Origin of the sequence: Paenibacillus sp. 7523-1 (assembly GCF_002276415.1) — a bacterium.
In the GTDB taxonomy this organism is placed as follows: Bacteria; Bacillota; Bacilli; order Paenibacillales; family Paenibacillaceae; genus Paenibacillus; species Paenibacillus illinoisensis_A.
Map to the genome: position 1 here is coordinate 302,827 of NZ_NPBR01000005.1, position 20,656 is coordinate 323,482.

Genomic DNA, 20,656 nt, shown 5'->3' on the forward strand with positions numbered 1-20,656 from the left:
CTGCCTCCTTACTGTAGCGTTACGGTTACCTCCGAAGCGACACTCCAATCCCCTACTGGGCTGACTTCATAGGTCGTGTCTGGACTTAACTTGCCATCGTTAACGAGATCGAAAACTCCTGTTGCACCTTTCCGGCTTGAATATTTATATGTCGCCGTCAGGGTATCACCGCTCGGGGAGGTTAACGTTACACTTCGGCCCGAAAAGAGCTCATCCCCAGGATCTTGTGCAAGTGTAACTTCAATGGAGGTTTCACTCACGGCCTGTGCACTTGCAACTTGCAGTGCATCAAATGATTGTGCCGTGATTGTTGAATTATCGATGTTCGCCCAGTCCGAAGATACGGTATATTGGACACCGGATTGCAGGGTCTGTCCATCAGGCAATCTGAACTTCGGTTCTTGTTTGCCGTCTGTTGATTGCGTAAACGGAACATATCTGGCAACGATCGGTTCTCCGCCTTCCGGCGTAATCATGACTTGTCTTGCTTGCATGGAAGAGATAATCTGATACGTTTGGCCTCCAGCTTGTTCCTTCTCATCCAGCACGAACGCATTAGCTCCTCGACCACCGCTGTAAGCCGAAATAATATAGCCATAATCAACTACACCGTTTTCCCGCAATGCTTCAATCTCGAACGTATCGTTCGTGACTTGACTAACCTTCGTCATGTTTAATTTTGTTCCACTGCCTTCGAAGGAACCTGCATCTTGTCCTTTATAAGTAAGGTTATACACCTCACCTGCTTTTTGAACAGATGTTGGAACGATGTAAGTTGCAATTGATCCTGTTTTCAGGCGAGGCATATTGGTTAACGTCAATCCGCCACTTAGCGCAAAATCCGTTTGTGCTTTGGCAAATACTTCATCTGCTGCTGTGAGTGGTTTATCAAAAGTCACGATCAGCGTAATGGCATTCAGTGATCGTACACTCTCGATCTTAGCCTGCTCAGAAGGAATGGCTTGGCGGGCCGTATTCAGCAGCACCGCTGTTTCGCCGCGGGTAGACGACCCGTTCTCGGCATAGAACGTGCTCATCCAATGGTGAATGGATTTCACGTCACGCTGCATCGCTTTGGATACAACCTGCTCAAGTTCGGCATCGGAAACTTGGCTTTGCGGATTGAATTGACCGTCATTTGCCTCCATGATGCCCAGTTCAACGAGCTTTGTTGCATAAGTTGCATACCATGCAGCCGGATTAACGTCTGTTAAATCTACGCTATCTCCCGTCTTGTCTTCTAGACTGAAGGTTTTATACACTAGTGAAGCTAGTTCTGCGCGAGTAATGGCTCTTTGTTCACCCATGGATTGATCGGCATATCCGTTCATGATTCCCAAGCTGTTCAGTTCCTTGATGGCAGTGTCGATCTGCTGACTGCTAAGCTGTGCCGTTGTTGCGGCAGCGTTTGTAACGTATGTAGCTGCATGTACTTGGTTCGCAGCAAGCGGGAATATTGATGTACCTAATGCAGATATGGTCAGAAATGCAGCGATTTTTCGGGTTGTCGGATTCATGGTTGAATTCCTCCTCTATAGGTTGTTCTTGCCTGTATCTATAGAATAGAGGACAAAAAGAAACTCCCAAGGTCAAAATGATTAACAAAATATAAACAGAAACTAATTTTTTCCGAAACTTAAACGGTAAACCGGTAGCCCGCACCCCATACGGTTTCAATGTAATCCGGATTTTTGGGATTGGTCTCCAGCTTACCGCGCAGCTTGCGAATATGAACCGTAACTGTTGCTATGTCTCCACTGGAATCCATACCCCAGATCCGCTCGAACAGATCGGATTTGCTGAACACACGGTTCGGATGACTCGCCAAAAACACAAGTAGATCGAATTCCTTGGTTGTAATCGCGACCTCTTCCCCGTTCAAGAAAACGCGGCGCGATCCTTTATCGATATGAAGCCCGCGAATGTGAATCTCATCCTGCTCAACCGGTTTGCTCATGCCCAGCAGTCTCTCGTAGCGGGTTAAATGAGCCTTTGCTCTAGCAACCAGCTCACTTGGGCTGAACGGTTTTGTAATAAAATCATCGACCCCCAAATTAAAGGTTCTGATCTTATCGATCTCTTCTTTTTTGGCAGAGACGACAAGAATCGGTACTTCCTTCACCTCACGTATACGCCTGCAGCATTCGAATCCGTCAAGCCCTGGAAGCATCAGGTCAACAATGATCAAACTATAATCTCCCTCCAGAGCGTGCTTCAGGCCTTCCTCTCCGTTATGACAGAGCTCCACCGTAAATCCGTTAAGCTCAAAATAATCGCGTTCCAGTTCGGCAATTGTTGTTTCGTCCTCAATGATTAATATGCTTGTCACTTCCGCTACTCCCCCTTGTCCATAAGCCTTTTTAATTGAATATAAATCGTTGTACCTTCACCAGCCACACTGTCTGCCCAAATGCATCCTCCGTGTCCATCGATAATCTGACGGGCGATCGCAAGTCCTAGTCCGCTTCCTCCTGTCGAGGAATTGCGAGATTGCTCTGCACGATAAAAACGCTCGAAGATGTGAGGCAGCGCCTCTTCCGGTATTCCCTTGCCGTTATCCTGAAACGCCATCGTAATCCATTCGTTATCTGCTTGAAGTGTAATGCCGAATCGTTTGTGTTCATTCTCCATGTACTTCAGTGCATTATCGACTATATTGACGACAGTACGTTTTAGTTTGTCGAGATCTACTGAAGCTATTACTGGACCTGACGACTGGTTATCCCAATCGAGTGCGACCCCGTTATCCTCCAGATCGTATCTCAGCTCTTCAATGCTGTCTTCAAGGAAATCAACAAGGTCTATGACCTTGAACAGGAAAGGCTCCTGATTTAAATCCAGCTTGGAATAGAGGAACAACTCGTCCACCAACTTATCCATGCTGACTGCCTTCGAATGAATGATATTAACGTAGGTCTCCATTTTCTCCGGAGTGTTCGCCACGCCATCACGAATCCCCTCAATATAGCCTTTAATGTTGGTGATCGGTGTCCGGAGATCGTGCGAAATGTTGGAGATGAGCTCTTTGCGATTCACTTCGTCCTGCTGCCTTAGTTCATTGGAACGCTGCAGTTGGTTCCGCATGCTCTCAAACGCTTCGCTGAGCTGGCCTACCTCATCATTGGAATGAAGCTGGAGCTTGAAGGAGAGATTCCCTTCCTTAATCTGCTCTGCGGAGTTCCGCAACTGATTTAACGGTTTAATGAAGCTGCGAGTAATCCAGCGGAACAGCAGCAGATTTGCAATAATGAGCACCCCGATGAGCAGGAGTGACATCACGGGCAGCAGCTTACGGGTCAGTTCGGCAAAAGGACTCCGTTCACGAATGACGAAGATGCTTCCCCGCTCCCCGTCTGTATACTTAAAGTCAAATTTGGCATAGGCATAGAAGCGTTCACCAATATTAAACGTACTGCGTATCTGATAGTTGTTCAGATCATAGGCAGGCAGTGCCTGCTTCAGTTCAGGCTGGTTGAAGGTCAGCGATTCGAAGATCTGGCTGTTCTCGCGTCTGACATAGAGACCTGACTTCTCGGCTCGAAGTTTCATGTCATATTCACGCAGCAAATCTTTGTTTTGCAGCTCATCCGGTTCATTTTTGGCCATAAACTTCATCTCTTGAAAGATCGATTCTCCCTGTTCAGTCAGTGGGTTGATCTGATAATGCACCTTATAAATATCACGAAAACTCTGCAGATCTCCTGTTGCCGCAATCGTGTACAGACTTGCCGTTAGCAGGATAAACAGCAGACTTATCACGAGCATGCCCGTGAAGGACAGCAGCATCTTTATTCGAATGGACATGGGTTCCCCTTTATAAGCATGGTATAGGATTAGTTAGTGCACATGTTAACACAAGATGGATTCAATTGCCCAGATGCAAAAAAGCCAATATGGAACGCTCTCCATATCGGCTTTGATTTAATTCTATCATCCCATCATGCAGATTTAGCTGTCTTCCACGAATCTCATAACAACAACCTGTTACAAAGATATGTGTTCTCAGCTTTCATTACAGCATAGGAGGTTACTGCGAAACTTCAATGCTCTTGATCACCTTGGCTGGTTTCCCCCCAACAACCACGTTGTCCGGAACATCCTTGGTTACCACGGCTCCGGATGCAATGACTACATTATTACCAATGGTGACTCCAGGATTAATGATCGCTCGTCCACCTACCCACACGTTATCTCCGATTGTTACCGGCTTACCGTATTCGGGGCCTTCATTTCTTTCCAACGGATCAATCGGGTGTGTCGCCGTATAAATATGAACACCTGGCCCAAACAAGCAGTGACTGCCGATTCTTACCTCACACACATCCAGGATGGTGCAATCGAAATTGGTGTAGAAGTGATCACCCACATGGATATTGTAGCCATAATCAAACCGGATGTTAGGCTCCATGCTTAAGTGCTCACCAGTTGATCCCAACAATTTTTTCAAGATATCTGTTCGAAGTTCCTCATCCGTTTCGGTACTCTGATTATACATACGAGTCATCCGTCTTGCGTACGCTCGATCACGCGTCAGTTCAGGGTCCCAAGCTTTATAGAGCTCTCCAGCGAGCATCTTCTGTTTTTCCGTTTTTGTATCCATATATCCAGCATCCCTCTCCGTATTGTAATAGTTCACGTTACCTCCGTTTTTCCACAAGCTGCAGCGAATATGAGAGGCTTTCCAGAGTCATTGATATTAATCCAAACATATAATTCTCATCTGGGTCATTCAATAGTCTCATCTGAGGCATATGCATCTCTGGTATGTACTTCAAGCATTCATTCCGAATAATCTCTACATCCTCCGGCTGTACCAACGTGCCAGTCAATGCAAGGGTCTCGGGGTTCATTACGGCTATCAGACTTGATACTGAACGTGCAGCAAGTGTATGGAACGTATCTCGATTATGGAGTAACATGAATTGCTCATCATGGGAAAGGCCAAGTGGCAAAAAGGCGATCTCTCCGGCAAACTGGGTGTTCCCCCTGTGAATATGCCCATCAATCATGATTCCTGCACCAGGTAAGGAGCCTTCAATGAAGGTCGCGACAATAATAGACTCCTCATCTTCGTATTCTTGTTTCTGATATAGACCGTACACCGTCAGGTTCATGTCGTTCTCTACAATAACCTCGACCCCATGTCTTTCTCGAATGGAATCGGCCAGTGGAACATTGACCAGGTTAGGGATATCCGACACATTGATTATGCCTCGATGAACAGCACCTGGAACACCGATACCCACAGCTCGGATCTGCGGATGGTTATCGATGAGGCTATCCATAAGCTGAATGATGAAGCCTTCATTCATTTGATCCGTTTCCGTATTCAGTTCCCCTTTTTCCACAGTTTCCCCTGCCAGATTAACCACGCCATAAGTGATAGAGTGATGACTGATTCCTGCCTTCACGATGAGACACACGATGTAGGCATAGTTTTCGTTGTACTTATAAATCTGAGCGGGCCTGCCCCCACTCGATTGCTCCATATCCAGTTCCACCAGTTCACCTGCATTCAACAGATCGATTAATATGCTGCGGCAGGTAGCGACACTTAACCCTGTTGCTTGTGCAACCATGGATTTGGTACCTTGTCTCATTGTCCTTAATGTTTGTCGCACCAATTCCTCATTCATTTTCTTCACTCGCATGGTGTTGTTCGTAATGGGTCCTTTTGTAATGCTTCTCACCTCTCACACTTATGAAAATACTTTCGTTAAGTATTAACATAATTGATTTTCACAACGCTGTCCACAAATTTCATCAAACATAATCTTAACAATACGAATAACTTCCTTTTGCGCAAAATTACACTTTGGGTAAAATTGCACAATGGGCAATGAATTGATATGATAGAACCATTCACAAATCCATTGAGGAACTGGAGGTGAGACTATTTGAAACAGAGTTTGCGAGCCATTAAAAAGGAAGCGACTGCAAGTGCCCTATCTGAAGCTGCATTCCAACTTGCATTAGAGCATGGAATGGACGGATTTGTGGTTGAGGATGTTGTGCAGCGTGCCGGATACTCGCGAAGAACGTTCGCCAATCATTTTTCCTGTAAGGAAGAAGCCGTGGTCATGGCCGGTGAGCACTTTCACAGGATGGAGGAATACTTCGAAATGATCAGTCAGCTGCCTGAAGATACAACTCCGCTTGAGGTAATGTATCAGTTCATTAAGATGCAATTGACTGAAGAAGTCCTTCGTCGAATTTATCAGATTTTGGAACTTTCAAAGATCTATCCAAGCTTAATGCCTCATACGCTAACCCTGCTGAATCGCTTGCAAAACGGTGCTAAATTGATGTTAAGTGAACTATTCGGTGATCGTTACCCGGCGGGGTATAATCACTTTCTTGCTGGCGCTGTTTGTGCGGCAATTATCCCTATGCTGGATGGGAGTGTACACGTACAACTTCCTGGGCTTCCTTCAGGAGATAAGGAAGAATCTATTTCATTTGATGAATACATAGATTCTATGTTTACGTATTTGCGAGATGGATTTTAGAAAAGGCGAACATTAGAGATAGAAGGAGAGAAATCAATTCGATGTCAAAATTACTCTACAGGCTGGGGAAAACGGCTTACGATAAACCGTGGTATTTCATTATGGGTTGGATTTTGGTGCTCGGCATTGTAGGAACGGCACTTGGCATAAACGGAGTGCACGTTTCTTCAGACATCAAACTTGAAGGAACCGCATCCCAGAACGTCTTGGACAAATTGGAAAAGGAGCTTCCTCAAGCCTCTGGTGGTCAGGGCAGCGTAATCTTTAATATCCCTGAAGGCGAGCGTTTGGATACGCCTGAGAATTTGGCAGCCATCAGTAAGGCAGTAAGTGAAGTTTACAAACTGGATTATGTTATTAACCCTGCTGAGCTCGCTGCTGCCAGTGGCGCCGATGCCTCAGCTATGCAGGAACAGGCCAGTCAGAGTGCTGCTGGAGCAGGCGAGCAAAGTGCGGATCCAAGCAACCTGCCTCCTTATGGACCACTCATGATTGAAGGAATGCCAGTACCTGGCGTGTTGATCTCAAACGCTGGAGATGTTGCGCTGTTCCAGTTCCAATTCACAGTGCAGCAAAACTCCCTACCGAAAGGTGTCACGGATTCGGTTGTGAATGCAGTAAGCGAAGCCCAACGAGGTACAAATATCTCGGTTTTGCCAAGTGATTCCCTGAAAGAAGTGGGCATACCGATTGGAACCAACGAAATCTACGGATTGGTCATTGCGGCAATTGTGTTGTTCATGACACTAGGATCCGTAGTTGCCGCAGGTTTGCCGATTGTCATTGCCCTGTTTGGGGTTGCGGCTGGTGTTGGTGGAGCATTTGCTGTCTCCAACTTTGTCAGCATGACATCCTTTACGCCTGTACTCGCTCTCATGATCGGACTTGCCGTTGGTATTGACTATGCATTATTCATCGTCAATCGTCAGCGCAGACTGATTTTCGACCAGAATCTGAATGCACGCGAAGCGGCCAGCAGAGCTGTAGGAACAGCAGGAAGTGCCGTGTTCTTTGCTGGATTAACGGTGATCATTGCACTTTGTGGAATGCTGGTTATTGGTATCACCTTCCTGAGCATGATGGCTATCGTCGCATCGGTTACCGTACTGTTCAGCGTACTGATTGCCCTTACTCTTCTCCCTGCATTGCTGGGTCTACTGGGTGAGCGCATCTGCTCTCGTAAAGCAAGAGAGAAAAATCAGGCCAATGCACACAAAAAATCAAACGGGTTTGCTAATCGCTGGATCTCTGGTGTCGTTAAATTCCGCTGGCTTGTCATTGTAGCTGTTATTGTCGTTCTGGGTACGGCTGCAATCCCGGTAGCCAAAATGGAACTGGGCATGCCTTCTGGCGCAACTGCTAACCTGGATACGACTGCACGGCAAAGTTACGATGCCATTACGAAAGGTTTTGGTGAAGGATTTAACGGTCCTTTACTCATTGTTGCGGAACCTACGGACTCTTCTCAAACCGTATCATTACAAACATTGGGCGCCATCGCCCAGGATCTGCAACAATTTGAACATGTCTCTGTCGTCACACCAGCAGGTGTGAGTGAAGATGGAAAAATGGCTATTCTGAGTCTCATTCCAGATTCGGGTCCAACCGATGCCGCAACCAAACAGCTGGTTGAAGAATTGCGTTCTCCTGACTCTACCATTGCAACCAATCATAATATGAAGCTTGGCGTTACCGGACTTACAGCGGTCAATATTGATATGTCAGCCAAATTGGCTGAAGTCTTCCCGGTATATATCGGAATTATCGTTATTCTGTCTCTGGTTATCCTGCTTCTGGTCTTCCGCTCCATCCTGGTTCCAATCAAGGCAACGATTGGATTCCTGCTTAGTATTCTGGCTACATTCGGTCTGACCACTGCCGTATTCCAGTGGGGTTGGGCAAAAGCGTTGTTTGATTTTGACACGGGCGGTCCTCTGCTCAGTTTCATTCCAATCATGGTAACAGGAATTCTTTACGGTCTGGCTATGGATTATCAGGTCTTCCTTGTTTCTTCGATGAGAGAATCTTATGTACATGGTCATCGCGGGAATCAAAGTGTAATGAACGGCTATCAAATGGCCAGCCGCGTTGTGGTTGCAGCGGCGATTATCATGGTATCCGTGTTTGCAGGCTTTATTTTCACGCATGATATTATGATTAAACAGATTGGATTCGCCTTGGCCTTGGGCATTTTGATTGATGCATTCGTTGTTCGGATGGCGCTGGTTCCGGCAGTCATGTCTCTCTTCGGAGATAAAGCCTGGTGGCTGCCAAAATGGCTGGATCGCTCGCTTCCCAACCTCGATGTTGAAGGTGACAAGCTCATTGCTGAACTGAATGCAAAGGAAAAACAGTAAGATAATTAGGATCGGATTTCACCTGTCTGTTGTGACAAAACTGGACTCATTTCCTACGTTATAAACACATGATTTGTTGAATCTGTTAGCCCTTAACAAACCAAAAATATAGCACTTTCTTGGCCTCTACTTGTCCTATGACAATTAAAAAGCCTTGAGAGTGCTTTATTTATGCATTTTCGTGATCTACTAATACATATTTAGTCAATTCAATTCACTCGCTGATGCACCAGGTCTTTCTGAAAAGCCAGAACCCTGTCCCAGTCTCCACTAAATATCGGAATGCTGTAGTACCCTACTCTTTCATAAAGCGCTGCAGCTTCTGGCTGAAGTGGTCCTGTCTGAAGCTTCAGATTGGTATAACCAAATTCCGCGGCAAGGCGTTCGGCTTCCTCAAGTATGGCCTGAGCAACTCCTTTACGACGAAAACCGGGTCTGGTGTACATACGCTTAACCTCAACGGATTGATCATCCAGCGGCCTAATGGCTCCGCACCCTACCGGATGCCCATCCAGTCTGGCTACAATAAAAGCAGCACGTGGCGTTTCGACGTCTGATGGTTGAAAGCCTGCGGTTCCATCCCCGCCATATAACGAGCCCAGCTCACTGCTTAATTCCCGGATCAACTGTACTGAATCCTCGCCGCGTACGTCCTCAGCAGCCGCTTGTACAACCAACGACATATGCAAAATCCCCTTTACTCTATTGGTTTTATTGGTATTACGGATGTGTATAAAATAACACCTGTTGATCCCAGCGTCAATCATTCCATCGATAGATCTTTTGTATAAGTAAAAAATTATTTCAACCATACAAAAACAGCAATAATTACTACGATAACCACGCCTGTACCGATCCATCCCAGACTGCTTGCCAGTTCTCCCAGATTACCGAATTGTGCACGATCCAATCCATTCTTGAACGTACCCCCAGCATGATCACGCTGCTCTTCTCGTTGTAGTCGCTCTCTCATCTTCTCGGGAGTTTCTTGATCTTTATTCATCATTTCCCCTCCAATGGTTCAGATCGATGACTTCTCTCATCAGAGTCAGTGTTTGTGTATGCATTTAGGCAATCATACCATATGGAGTAAACTTCCAATTCTTTTTCCACCAATCTCCGCTCTTCTGATATAGTCTCAGGCTATAGCTAGATATAATTTAATGGAATTACGTTATAACTTCATAACTGTGATAACTTTTCTGTAACACATTTGAAGAGGGGTTATGAAGATGACTAAAAGCAGTGTATTGGGTTACCCACGAATTGGCGCTGATCGGGAATGGAAAAAAGCTCTGGAAGCCTTCTGGTCGGGCAAACTGGATGAACCTACGTTTCACACCCGTTTACAGGAGATTCGGTTAGACCATTTGCGCAAGCTGCATGATCAAGGAATCGATCTCATTCCAGTCAACGACTTCAGTTATTATGATCACATTCTTGATACGGCCGTGATGTTCGGTATTGTTCCCAAACGATTTACATATGATGGCGGGGTCGTACCTTTGTCCGTGTATTATGGCATCGCACGAGGCACCAAGGATGCTGCAGCCAGCGAAATGACGAAATGGTTCAACACCAACTATCATTACATCGTCCCGGAGCTGAATGATGTAACTCCTGTACTTACCGAAAATAAACCTCTTATCGCTTACCGCGAAGCCAAAGAGAAGCTCGGGATTGAAGGCAAGCCGGTGATCGTCGGACCCTTAACCTTCCTGAAGCTCTCCAAAGGTTACGACAAATCCGAGACGGAAGCCTGGCTGGAACGTTTACTTCCACTCTACACACAGGTGCTTAGGGAACTTGCAGAAGAAGGTGTACAGTGGGTTCAGATTGACGAACCTGTTCTGGTTACCGAATTAAGCAAGGATGACTTACAGCTTCTGCAAAACATCTATACGACGTTTGCAGCCGCAGTCCCTAACTTGAACATTCTCTTGCAGACTTACTTTGAATCTGTGGAGAATTATAGCGACATTATTACCCTTCCGGTACAGGGAATTGGACTGGATTTTGTCCAAGGGCTCTCGGGCAATCTGCAATCCATTAAGACAAATGGCTTCCCGGCTGACAAGATTTTGGGTGCAGGCATTATTGATGGTCGCGGAATCTGGAAGGCTTCACTTCAAGAGAAACTGTCCCTGCTTGATGTACTGATTGAACAGGTCGCACCTGAGCGTATCATTGTGCAACCGTCCTGCAGTTTGCTGCATGTGCCTGTTACAACAGAACGCGAGTCGAACCTCGACCCTGCGCTCAAGAGCTCGCTCGCCTTTGCAGATGAGAAGCTGAAGGAAATTGCTCTTCTGACAAAAGCATGCACATCAAGACATGCCGACATTCTGAACGCGATTGATCATGCAGATCAGGCGCTTCTGCCTCTTAAGCAGTCACAAGAACGTAATCGCATTGACGTGCAGCAGGCTGTTGCAGCACTCCGATTACAAGAGCCTGCGCGTTCGCTCCCGTTCGCTAAACGTCATATTGCCCAGCAGGAAAAATGGAAGCTGCCTCTTTTTCCGACAACCACGATCGGCAGTTTCCCTCAATCTGCAGAGGTACGCAAGACCCGGCAACTATGGCGCAAGAGTGAGTTGAGCAACGAGCAATATGCCCAGTTTATTCGGGAGCAAATTGATGCCTGGATTCAAATTCAGGAAGAGATCGGATTGGATGTCCTCGTGCACGGGGAGTTTGAGCGTACAGATATGGTGGAATTCTTCGGTGAGAAACTCGCAGGATTTGCCTTCACTCAGTATGGCTGGGTTCAATCCTATGGTTCCCGGTGTGTAAAACCACCGATCATTTTCGGTGACGTTGCGTTTGTTCAGGCAATGACGGTTGAAGAAACCAAGTACGCTCAGTCACAAACCCAGCGACCTGTAAAAGGGATGCTGACCGGACCGATAACCATTATGAACTGGTCCTTTGTCCGTGATGATATACCGCGCGAGCACATTGCTTATCAGCTGGCCTATGCGCTCAGACAGGAAGTGGAAGCTCTTGAGCAGGCGGGTATTGGCATGATCCAGGTGGATGAACCTGCTGTTCGTGAAGGCCTTCCACTTAAGCAAAATGAGCAAGCCAATTATCTGGCCTGGGCGGTCAAAGCATTCCGCATCTCCACATGTACGGTACAAGAAACAACGCAAATTCATACCCATATGTGTTACTGTGAATTCCATGACATGATCGATTCCATTGAAGCCATGGATGCTGATGTCATCTCCATAGAAACATCACGAAGTCACGGCGAGCTGATTCACAGCTTTGAATTAAATACGTACAAGCTCGGCATAGGCCTTGGTGTGTACGATATCCATAGTCCTCGGATCCCGAGCGTGGAAGAAATGACAACCATGATTGAGCGCGCCCTGCGTGTGCTGGATCCCAAGCTGTTCTGGATTAATCCCGATTGCGGCCTAAAAACCCGTGGACGTGAAGAAACGGTTGCTTCCTTGCGTAACATGGTTCAGGCGACCCAAATCGCTCGTGAACAACATCATGCCATCAAAGCGGTGTAAATTTAAAAAGCAGGACGCCCCTCCTTCTCATGGGGTGTCCTGCTCTTTTTCATTTCGTGCTTTTTTCTAAAGTTATCAGTTCAGTTAACCTTAACCCTGTAAGAAATCAATCAATGCTGCATTAAATTGTTCAGGGTGAGTCGCATTAAATCCGTGTGGTCCACCTTCTACAACCACCAGACGGCTGCCAGGGATCGATTCATGAGTTCGTTGTCCACTCACTTCCAAAGGCACGATGGCATCGGAATCACCATGGATAACCAGTGTCGGAATATTGAATTTCTCCAGATCCTGACGGAAATCGGTAAGAGCAAAGGCAGCGATACAATCCAATGTTCCTTTAGGGGAAGCCAGAGCTGCAATATCCCGGTTATAGATACGGAACGGTTCGCTCACAAGGTCCGTACGGTCTCCTGCGGCGAAAAAGTTAGTTGTGAAGCCTTCCAGGAATGCAAGACGATCCCCTTTTACGCCTTTTTGGAATTCTGCAATCGTTGCATCATCCAATCCACCTTGAGGGTTGTCTTCAGTTATATAGAGATAAGGAGGAACTGCTCCCGCAAATACAGCTTTGGAAACACGTTCGGTTCCGTAAGTTCCGACATAGCGAGCTACCTCGCCGCCTCCCATGGAGAACCCTACCAGTGTAACATCGCGCAGATCAAGCTGCAGAATCAATTTATGTAAATCCGAAGCAAAGGTATCATAGTCATAACCATCCCAAGGTTGGGAAGACTGACCAAAGCCACGACGGTCATACGTTATAACACGGTAGCCTGCTTCGATCAGGGCAGGTACTTGCTTCTCCCAGGATCGTCCGCTCAATGGCCATCCATGAATAAGGATGATGGGTTTTCCCGCGCCATGATCTTCATAATACAGTTCAATTGGTTGTGCATTCTCTTCGCCTACATTTACTTTAGCCAAGGAAAATCCCTCCGTTAGTTATTATATTTTTGTTTGTTACTATTTAAATGTTACATATGCAAACGTTGATTGTCAATCGTACCCAAGAATTAGATGGAGTATGCCATTTGAACTGAATACAGCGAATAACTTCGAAACGACACCTGTCATTTTAGCAAAAAAGCCGCCTGCTAGGCGACTTATCATGCAAACACATTTCATTTCTGTGCGTATATAATTCTTGTCATGTTTAATGAGCGTTAGTGATTGCTGCGCCAGGTGCTGGTGCTCTATGCAAAGCCACACGTACACAGGTTATTCCCCATGTAACCAGTGCAATCAAAATAAGGTTAATCACGATTGAAGTCACTGGTGCTCCGCTATAGATGAGTCGGACGTATCCCCGAACCGCGTTGGATGCAGGCAGGAAATCTCCGATGTGACGATAGAACGGCGTGAGCATTTCAGTTGCAATAATGTTGCCTGCTGTCATGAGCTGGAAAGGAATCATGGCTACGTTAAACAAAGCTCCTAATCCACCAAATAATACAAATGACATTTGAGTCAGACATACGCAGGCAATGTATACGAGAATATGGAATCCCCACATTTCCCAGAAGGAAGCGACAGGGGTAACAAACAACATGGCTACAGTCGTAATAATGAGAGGTGCTACGATGCACACCATCAATAGCAGAAGCTGTCTGGCCCAGAAAATTTTCCATCGATCGTACTTGTGGCTAAGGATCATGGTTGACAGATTCAATTGAATATTCATGGTCATCACTGCGATATATGTGATAAAACCAAGGATCATGGGCAGCATACTGAGTGCAAAATTGGTGATGTTGTTAGACTTAACCACATTTGTCGTGACCACTTCTTTTTGAACGATTCCTGATAGCTGAGCGCCTACGCTGGTAGATATCCCTTCAGCCGAACCCTCCAATATGGATCTGGAAACTTCCGAAGCTGCCTGATTGACATAATACGTTAATTGCCCTTCCCCTTTGTCCAGGTTCGCAGCGAACTGGGCAGGAATACTTACGATCATACCAATATCCCCATCATTCATGTCTTGCTCAGCTTCCTCAAGAGATGCATAGTTTGCTGTTTTGAAAGGGACTGTTTCCTGAATGATCTTTTCTATTTTCTGTCCATTTGCTCCGTCCGAGTTAATAATACCTATTTTAAGTTGGTCCAATCGTTCAGTTGCTCCGTTGTAACCCGTTAACCAGACAATGGTGAATATCAGTGGAACGACCAAAGCAAAGACCAACCCGATCTTGGTTTGTAGAATCTTCAAAAAATCTTTTAATACTGAAAAAACAGACATGAATTTCTCTCCTTCTTGGAAAAGCTCCAGATGCAAATTAATAGGCTAACATATAATAGGCCATGCATGTATCTCTGCAAAAAAAGTCAGCTGACGAATCAGCTGGAGATTCCTTCATAAATTTTGTTGAGCAGTACGGCAAGTTCTTCTGCCCCTTCCGGGGTAATTAATTCCCTTAATGATTGATCCATATTATTCATCAGAGGAACTACCTGTAAATAAAGCTCTTTCCCTTCCTCGGAAAGCCGCAGCAGGATGGCTCGGCGATCAACAGGATCAGTGCTTCGAATAATAAGATCCTTGTGCTCCAAGCGCTCCAATGTCTTGCCGACACTCGTTTGATCTTTACCGTGAAGTTCGGATAACTTCTTCTGTGTAATGCCTTCGTTCTGATACAGTTGTTCGAGCATCCCATATTGTTCAGGTGTTATGCCGTAATCCTGCAGTAGATGGGTAACTCTTTTTTTGTGGACAAAGTATGTTCTGGATAATAACAATCCAATGGGATCTTTCTCTTGATGAGTTGACATCAGGTTAAGCCCTCCCTGAAATACTAGCATAGCCTATTAATATTCTTTAAGAAGAATATCCCTAATTTGAATCTTTGTCAATCTAATGTTTCTGATCCGTACGTTCTCTCGGTTAAAATGGAAAAGCCGCCATGAAGGCGGCTCCGCTGTTCTTTGGTTGAACAGAGTTAAGACATTTTACTCAAAGCGATACGTCCAGAATGCTTCTCTGCCGAATCTGCGCTGAATTTCTTCGTCATCCAATTTCCGGTTGCCGACAAGCTCTGCAGCCTGAAATTGCGAACGGTGAGCCTGAATGGCTCCCATTTTTTGCTCCAGATATCCCCTTACATCAACATGTACATCTGGCTTTCCAATGGCCTGTTCATGGTTTTTGGAGAAGGCTACACAATATACGATGGGTCTCTCTTCTGCCGGCAGCCGGGAAATAGTCCGTATGACTGCAGCACCCGTAGCATCGTGGTCGGGATGCACGCTATAACCTGGATAAAAGGTAAAGACGATGGTAGGTTTAAGCTCCTCTATCAAATCCATGATGCGGCTATCGAGCAGATGAGCGTCCTCGAATTCGATCATCTTGTCGTGAAAACCAAGCATTCTCAAGTCTTGAATACCAATCGCCTGAGCAGACTCTTCGAGCTCCACCTTGCGGATGGCAGGCAGAGTGACCCTGTTCGCAAATGGCGGAATGCCCATATTGCGTCCCATCTCGCCTAAAGTCAGGCAAGCATACGTAACGTATGCACCGCCATCAATATATTTTGCGAGCGTTCCGGCAACGGAAAAAGCCTCGTCGTCAGGATGGGGATATATCACCAAAATTCGTTCATTTTCGTATGATTTATTGTTCATGCTGTTTCGATCCTCCGCTTCCATCAGAAACTCTCCCGACTAAGTTGAAAGGCCACAACCAATTTCCCCTGGCTGTCGTGACCCGCCAAAATCAGCCGATCCTTTTCATTTTCATCAATATGGGTAAGGCCTTCCGCATAAACCCAACCCGTCGTCGTTTTTAAACCAACCCGGTATGGGTTGGTGCCTGAAATAGATCCCTGTGTGTATCGAATGGCCGCATTGGAAATAAAAGCCGAGGCAGGGTGACGAGTACTATCATAGTGATTGGCGTACGCACCTGTCGTCATTTCGAGGTGTAAGTATAGATCCTGATCAATGAAACCATTGAGCCGGGCTTGGACATCTTGAGGTTGTATAAGTTGCATAGTGATCTCCTTATGTGGTCTAAAAGATAAATACTTCATTCATTTTACCATATGTTCATGGAGAAATAACAATTCGTAATCACCTGACCGCTTACAATACATCGGTGAGCACTACTATGTCCTCTAAATGAGCCTCTAAGTTATAGGTTTATTGCATTCCTTATGCTGTATACGTATCGAATTCCGCTGTAAAGGTAATTGTGGTCCCGCGCACAGTCGGATCTTCCGCTTCAAGAGCAATTTCACCATTCATGAACTGTACAATTCGATGACATATCGCTAATCCGAGACCTGTACCTTCCGTCCGGCGAGTAACACTGTTATCCACTCGGTGAAATGGAATAAACAACTGACTCCGTTTATCCTGAGGAATTCCGATTCCTGTATCCCTGACCGTAAATTGAAGCCGGACCTTTCCAGCATCTGTGGAGAGCCGTCTGGCTTCCAAGGAAATGTCACCTTCATCCGTAAATTTCACTGCGTTTCCCAGCAAATTTAGAATCACCTGTCTGAATCTTCCATCATCCCCGATCAGAATCTCTGGAATATCCGGATCAATGGAAACGTTGGCTTGCAGTTTCTTATTCAGAATTCCAACCCTAAGAATATCCAGCGTATCCGTTACGGCTTCTCTGATACTAAAGGCTTCCTTCAGGAGCTGTTCATGATTTGAATCCAATTTGCTATAATCCAGAATATCATTGACGATACGCAGCAGAGACTTCCCGCTTCTTTGCAGTGTGGCCACATATTCCTTCTGCTTATCGGTAAGATCGGTTGAAGCCAGCAGATCCGTGATTCCCATCACGCCATTCATCGGGGTACGAATCTCGTGATTCATGGTGGTAATAAACTCGCTCTTCACCTGGTTGGCCATTTCCATGGCTTCCTTCTCGATTAAGAGATGCTTCTGTTCGTTCAGCAATCTTCTCTGTACTGAAAGTGAAGGGAATATGACCTCTTCCGAAGGCAGGTGACTATATAAGGGTGATTTTACAAATTCCACGTCAGTCATTATGTACTCATGCTCTCTCATCATCTTAAGCTGCAATGACGAAGAAATGGCGGATGCGTTATATGCGCATACAGATACCATCCCGTATTCACGGACTACACCGCAAGTCTGTCGCTCATAATTGATCAAATTCCCCTGGATTTTGTCTTCGCTATGTTCCCCCCACGTCATTACATTGGCCCACGTACGAATGGACATGTTATTCTCTTGTACCATCCCCATTACCTGATGAAAATGAGTGAGAATATGCTGAAAACTAAAATCCCCTCGTGATCCGTAATAATCCACGTTGTTAGCATAATGAAGATACTGAAGCTGGTCACCAGAGATAACATCGTTGAGCTTGTTATAAATATCAAGATATGTGTCTGCTTCTTCTATCAATAAGATGTGATGACCTTGGTCTATACCCGTTAGAATATAGGATACCGCATTATCAACATAACGATCGAAATCCTCGAACAAATAAATGATATGGCCTCCGTCCGTGACACTGGTCAACGAATTTAACGGTACTGCTTGTTTGTTCATATAAGGACTCCTCGGATTTTGCTTTTATTTTCTACTATAAAGGATATAAATTTATACGTCACATTTATTATGGAAAAAATACGAAACTGTCGACGTAATCGAAAAAAAGCCGCCATATCGGCGACTTGTATCGTAATCTATCCTGGCTTCTATTTTACTCAGGGAACATTATACGTCTTTCAGTGACATGATTTGGATTATCCTCCAAACTCGCTCTTCATTTTGATTAGTTTCTCTAAATGAGGCTTGATGGCTCTCTGAGTAAAATCCTTAATCTGCTCTTTGGTTGAAAATTCTCCCCATTCGATAGCGTAAATAGCCTTTTCCTTAAACTCTTGCAGCGTATCGTCCAGAGCTCTCAGCTCTTTGGCCATGGAATGGAGCATTTCTTTTGTTCCCTGAGGAATCTGTTTGGGTTTATCTTTCCAATAGTTGTAGCTAATCTGGTACATTGTCATAAACACACCTGCTTGCGAAGCAAGGATATACATATCCTCCTGCTTCTTCGAGGTCATAACCGTGTGATTAACCATGAATTGAGGATTGATGTCATTTACATAACTATCACTAAACTGAATAAGAGTTCCAAGATAGTAATCAGCTTCGTCTGCTTGGCTCTTGGCCAGTTCGATGAGTTTCTGCACCTTAGCAGGATCTTCCTCGTCGGTTACTTTGCTGATTTTCTCAAGTGTTTCTGCCAAGGGGATATAGGAATGCCCTTCTCTCAAAAGCGTCAAAAAGCCAATATCATTCTTGGTCTGGTACAGTTTTTTCAAATTTTCCGTCTGTTCCCTCGCCGCATGGAGTTGATAGTTGTAGAACCCAATAATAATTAAAATAAGGACTGCGAATATCCAGATCAACTTGGAATTTTTCATAATCAAATCATCATCTGCCGTTTCTAGAGATATTACAAGCCAAAATATGAATGCAAAAATTGGCACGTCTGAGAATTGTAGCATACCACGAGTTAATCTAGTACTGGAGATTATTTCTATATAATTTCAGATAGATGTACTTTTTTTCTATCCAGATTCCTGGTTCAACTAAAAATCATACCCGTCATCGTAAAAATGATATTCATATAGATGTGCATCAGAATGGAAGCAATGATTCCCTTAGATCGAATGGCGACTCCCCCCATAAAGAACCCACCGATTGAAAAGGCAATGCATACCCAAATGGAGAAACCCAAGTCATAATGGGACATCCCAAAAAGCAGACTTGTAACGATTAATCCATAAACGCTACCAGACCATTTTATATATTGGCTAAGTGCGACGCCCCTCCATACCCACTCCTCTAAAATGGAGTTTACGAGAGAGAATATCAGTCCATAATACAACAGCAGCCTGAATTCGTTATGATTTAAACCACTTGCATAGGAATAGATAAAACAACTTGTTCCGATCACCATTACAACTGCAAAAATGCCAAGAAATCTCCACACCGGGTCTTCTTTTCCTCGCCATATCAAGGGGAAAGAAATGCTTGCCCGGAAGTTTCCTACTCGTAGAACTTCAGCAGAAAAAATGCTCCGCACATTAATCATAAGGAAAGGAACTATGTAAGCAATCACACTAAATCTGGATAGGATAATACGCACTTCATTAGCTACTCTCAGGGAATAACAAACCTCATTAATCCACTCCCGCAGGAAGTGCGATATGGTATAACCGATCAGGAATATAAGGATAATTTTGAAACTTAGTAAAATCAGTGATTTGATTTTCATAAATGGCTCCACAATCATTTTTAATCTCTCACGCTATATATTCACACTTGAGAATCCAATATATAGTATCATAACATACCGTGATCCATACTTACGCTTTATGCCTTGAATAATCACCTGAGTTTTATTCAACAACAAAAACCCGACAACAAAAGTTGTCGAGTCTGACAGTACGCTGGACACATATTTTACTCGCTATCATTCTTGGTAACGACTAAAGTTTTAGGTGATCCATTCTTTATGGAAATTGAGTAAGGCTCTTCATTAAAGTTAAAACTTTTACTTTCCAGGGTCTCCACATCAATGTCCTTATAACTTGTCAGAATTTGATCAATGGTTTTCTCACTAACGTTCAGGGCATGTAACACCAGAACAGGATATTCAAGATCTGCACCAATATAATAGATCTCGTTTAATGTCCCATCCTCTTCGATTTCAAAATGCATCTTGTTCGTATATTGATTGGCATCATTAATCATTGCTGGATCGGATACCGTAATGATCGTGTCTTGTCCATCGTAAAAGATTGTTCTCTTGAAATCCAGACCTTCCGTCGAAATCGGCTGAAGGAACTCCACGTCTTCATTTTGACTGACAAGGTTGTTGAATGCGGTGATGAACTCCTTCAGCTCTCCTTCCGGAGTGTATTTTTTCTCTTCGGCCTTGGGCCCCTCAAACAGCTTTTTCTGAGATTTAAACAGAACCTGATCCTCTTTGGAAAATTCAATGCGCACCGTTGCGCCTCGTTCAATTCCATCTTGTCCATCATAAATCCATACATCATAGGGATTATTGGTTTCTTTCTCAGCGGGCTGACCCGCCAGTTCTTCTACTTCTTGCTGGCTCATGCCTTCCTGAATTTGTTTGTACACTTCCGGGGTTATCCCTGTTTGCCCCCCACAAGCCAAAAGAATTCCGAAAAGCATGAATGTTAATAAAGTGTAATGCCATTTCTTCAAACCTAATCTTCCTCTCTCTCATATGTAGAAA

General features: G+C 44.9%; 19 protein-coding genes. 3 read left to right on the forward strand and 16 right to left on the reverse strand.

Annotation, left to right across the window (positions count from 1 at the left end; all coding sequences use genetic code 11):
• Nucleotides 1-8: 8 nt before the first annotated feature.
• The 5 genes from CHH60_RS04850 to CHH60_RS04870 all read right to left on the reverse strand — a co-directional run bounded on the left by CHH60_RS04850 (nt 9) and on the right by CHH60_RS04870 (nt 5,600).
• Nucleotides 9-1,517, reverse strand: coding sequence for an S-layer homology domain-containing protein (locus CHH60_RS04850; protein WP_095358179.1), 1,509 nt, complete (start codon nt 1,515-1,517; stop codon nt 9-11).
• A gap of 119 nt (nt 1,518-1,636) precedes the next feature.
• Nucleotides 1,637-2,329, reverse strand: coding sequence for a response regulator transcription factor (locus tag CHH60_RS04855; RefSeq protein ID WP_095358180.1), 693 nt, complete (start codon nt 2,327-2,329; stop codon nt 1,637-1,639).
• Nucleotides 2,330-2,334: 5 nt separating this feature from the next.
• Nucleotides 2,335-3,804, reverse strand: a complete 1,470-nt coding sequence (locus CHH60_RS04860) for a sensor histidine kinase (RefSeq protein ID WP_095358181.1) — start codon at nt 3,802-3,804, stop codon at nt 2,335-2,337.
• A 223-nt stretch (nt 3,805-4,027) separates the two neighbouring features.
• Nucleotides 4,028-4,600 carry a sugar O-acetyltransferase gene (locus tag CHH60_RS04865; protein ID WP_095358651.1) on the reverse strand — a complete coding sequence of 191 codons (573 nt, stop codon included), beginning with the start codon at nt 4,598-4,600 and terminating at the stop codon, nt 4,028-4,030.
• Between the two features lie 37 nt (nt 4,601-4,637).
• Nucleotides 4,638-5,600, reverse strand: a complete 963-nt coding sequence (locus CHH60_RS04870; RefSeq protein ID WP_255247826.1) for an ROK family protein — start codon at nt 5,598-5,600, stop codon at nt 4,638-4,640.
• A 297-nt stretch (nt 5,601-5,897) separates the two neighbouring features.
• Here CHH60_RS04870 and CHH60_RS04875 point away from each other — a divergent pair, with 297 nt between their 5' ends.
• Together CHH60_RS04875 and CHH60_RS04880 are read left to right on the forward strand one after the other, a co-directional pair.
• Entirely contained in the window at nt 5,898-6,509 is a 612-nt protein-coding gene (locus CHH60_RS04875; RefSeq protein ID WP_249280998.1) for a TetR/AcrR family transcriptional regulator, read from the forward strand.
• Between the two features lie 41 nt (nt 6,510-6,550).
• The gene (locus CHH60_RS04880) at nt 6,551-8,866 is read left to right on the forward strand and encodes an MMPL family transporter (protein WP_095358182.1); all 2,316 of its coding nucleotides are present in this window, start codon (nt 6,551-6,553) and stop codon (nt 8,864-8,866) included.
• Between the two features lie 209 nt (nt 8,867-9,075).
• Here the strand turns inward: CHH60_RS04880 and CHH60_RS04885 are convergent, their stop codons facing one another.
• Nucleotides 9,076-9,549: a GNAT family N-acetyltransferase gene (locus CHH60_RS04885; protein ID WP_176475983.1), complete on the reverse strand. Its 474-nt coding sequence runs from the start codon at nt 9,547-9,549 to the stop codon at nt 9,076-9,078.
• 116 nt (nt 9,550-9,665) lie between these two features.
• Entirely contained in the window at nt 9,666-9,869 is a 204-nt protein-coding gene (locus tag CHH60_RS04890; RefSeq protein ID WP_095358184.1) for a DUF6366 family protein, read from the reverse strand.
• A 229-nt stretch (nt 9,870-10,098) separates the two neighbouring features.
• Between CHH60_RS04890 and metE the strand changes: the two genes are divergently transcribed.
• Nucleotides 10,099-12,393 carry a 5-methyltetrahydropteroyltriglutamate--homocysteine S-methyltransferase gene (metE, locus tag CHH60_RS04895; protein ID WP_095358185.1) on the forward strand — a complete coding sequence of 765 codons (2,295 nt, stop codon included), beginning with the start codon at nt 10,099-10,101 and terminating at the stop codon, nt 12,391-12,393.
• Between the two features lie 90 nt (nt 12,394-12,483).
• Here metE and CHH60_RS04900 read toward each other — a convergent pair whose 3' ends face one another.
• The 9 genes from CHH60_RS04900 to bamE all read right to left on the reverse strand — a co-directional run bounded on the left by CHH60_RS04900 (nt 12,484) and on the right by bamE (nt 20,592).
• Complete coding sequence (locus CHH60_RS04900; RefSeq protein WP_095358186.1) at nt 12,484-13,320, reverse strand: alpha/beta fold hydrolase; 837 nt, start codon at nt 13,318-13,320, stop codon at nt 12,484-12,486.
• 229 nt (nt 13,321-13,549) lie between these two features.
• On the reverse strand, nt 13,550-14,635 hold the full coding sequence (locus CHH60_RS04905) for a YhgE/Pip domain-containing protein (protein WP_095358187.1): 1,086 nt from the start codon (nt 14,633-14,635) through the stop codon (nt 13,550-13,552).
• Nucleotides 14,636-14,733: 98 nt separating this feature from the next.
• A complete protein-coding gene (locus tag CHH60_RS04910) occupies nt 14,734-15,165 on the reverse strand; it encodes a MarR family winged helix-turn-helix transcriptional regulator (protein WP_176475984.1) in 432 nt (143 codons plus the stop codon).
• Nucleotides 15,166-15,342: 177 nt separating this feature from the next.
• On the reverse strand, nt 15,343-16,017 hold the full coding sequence (gene bshB2 / locus CHH60_RS04915; protein ID WP_095287745.1) for a bacillithiol biosynthesis deacetylase BshB2: 675 nt from the start codon (nt 16,015-16,017) through the stop codon (nt 15,343-15,345).
• Nucleotides 16,018-16,040: 23 nt separating this feature from the next.
• Nucleotides 16,041-16,385 carry a YojF family protein gene (locus CHH60_RS04920; RefSeq protein ID WP_095287272.1) on the reverse strand — a complete coding sequence of 115 codons (345 nt, stop codon included), beginning with the start codon at nt 16,383-16,385 and terminating at the stop codon, nt 16,041-16,043.
• Nucleotides 16,386-16,545: 160 nt separating this feature from the next.
• Entirely contained in the window at nt 16,546-17,931 is a 1,386-nt protein-coding gene (locus CHH60_RS04925) for an MEDS domain-containing protein (protein WP_095358189.1), read from the reverse strand.
• A gap of 197 nt (nt 17,932-18,128) precedes the next feature.
• Nucleotides 18,129-18,809 carry a hypothetical protein gene (locus CHH60_RS04930; protein ID WP_141236935.1) on the reverse strand — a complete coding sequence of 227 codons (681 nt, stop codon included), beginning with the start codon at nt 18,807-18,809 and terminating at the stop codon, nt 18,129-18,131.
• Nucleotides 18,810-18,973: 164 nt separating this feature from the next.
• Nucleotides 18,974-19,666 carry a CPBP family intramembrane glutamic endopeptidase gene (locus CHH60_RS04935; protein ID WP_176475985.1) on the reverse strand — a complete coding sequence of 231 codons (693 nt, stop codon included), beginning with the start codon at nt 19,664-19,666 and terminating at the stop codon, nt 18,974-18,976.
• 188 nt (nt 19,667-19,854) lie between these two features.
• Nucleotides 19,855-20,592: an outer membrane protein assembly factor BamE domain-containing protein gene (gene bamE, locus CHH60_RS04940; protein ID WP_176475986.1), complete on the reverse strand. Its 738-nt coding sequence runs from the start codon at nt 20,590-20,592 to the stop codon at nt 19,855-19,857.
• Between the last annotated feature and the right edge of the window lie 64 nt (nt 20,593-20,656).

Coding starts and splice junctions, on each gene's coding strand:
- CHH60_RS04870 (WP_255247826.1), bottom strand. CDS start 5,600: ATGAGACAAGGTACCAAATCCATGGTTGCACAAGCAACAGGGTTAAGT.
- CHH60_RS04850 (WP_095358179.1), bottom strand. CDS start 1,517: ATGAATCCGACAACCCGAAAAATCGCTGCATTTCTGACCATATCTGCA.
- metE (WP_095358185.1), top strand. CDS start 10,099: ATGACTAAAAGCAGTGTATTGGGTTACCCACGAATTGGCGCTGATCGG.
- bshB2 (WP_095287745.1), bottom strand. CDS start 16,017: ATGAACAATAAATCATACGAAAATGAACGAATTTTGGTGATATATCCC.
- CHH60_RS04885 (WP_176475983.1), bottom strand. CDS start 9,549: ATGTCGTTGGTTGTACAAGCGGCTGCTGAGGACGTACGCGGCGAGGAT.
- CHH60_RS04860 (WP_095358181.1), bottom strand. CDS start 3,804: ATGTCCATTCGAATAAAGATGCTGCTGTCCTTCACGGGCATGCTCGTG.
- CHH60_RS04905 (WP_095358187.1), bottom strand. CDS start 14,635: ATGTCTGTTTTTTCAGTATTAAAAGATTTTTTGAAGATTCTACAAACC.
- CHH60_RS04930 (WP_141236935.1), bottom strand. CDS start 18,809: ATGAAAAATTCCAAGTTGATCTGGATATTCGCAGTCCTTATTTTAATT.
- CHH60_RS04935 (WP_176475985.1), bottom strand. CDS start 19,666: ATGAAAATCAAATCACTGATTTTACTAAGTTTCAAAATTATCCTTATA.
- bamE (WP_176475986.1), bottom strand. CDS start 20,592: ATGCTTTTCGGAATTCTTTTGGCTTGTGGGGGGCAAACAGGGATAACC.
- CHH60_RS04925 (WP_095358189.1), bottom strand. CDS start 17,931: ATGAACAAACAAGCAGTACCGTTAAATTCGTTGACCAGTGTCACGGAC.
- CHH60_RS04890 (WP_095358184.1), bottom strand. CDS start 9,869: ATGAATAAAGATCAAGAAACTCCCGAGAAGATGAGAGAGCGACTACAA.
- CHH60_RS04880 (WP_095358182.1), top strand. CDS start 6,551: ATGTCAAAATTACTCTACAGGCTGGGGAAAACGGCTTACGATAAACCG.
- CHH60_RS04910 (WP_176475984.1), bottom strand. CDS start 15,165: ATGTCAACTCATCAAGAGAAAGATCCCATTGGATTGTTATTATCCAGA.
- CHH60_RS04865 (WP_095358651.1), bottom strand. CDS start 4,600: ATGGATACAAAAACGGAAAAACAGAAGATGCTCGCTGGAGAGCTCTAT.
- CHH60_RS04920 (WP_095287272.1), bottom strand. CDS start 16,385: ATGCAACTTATACAACCTCAAGATGTCCAAGCCCGGCTCAATGGTTTC.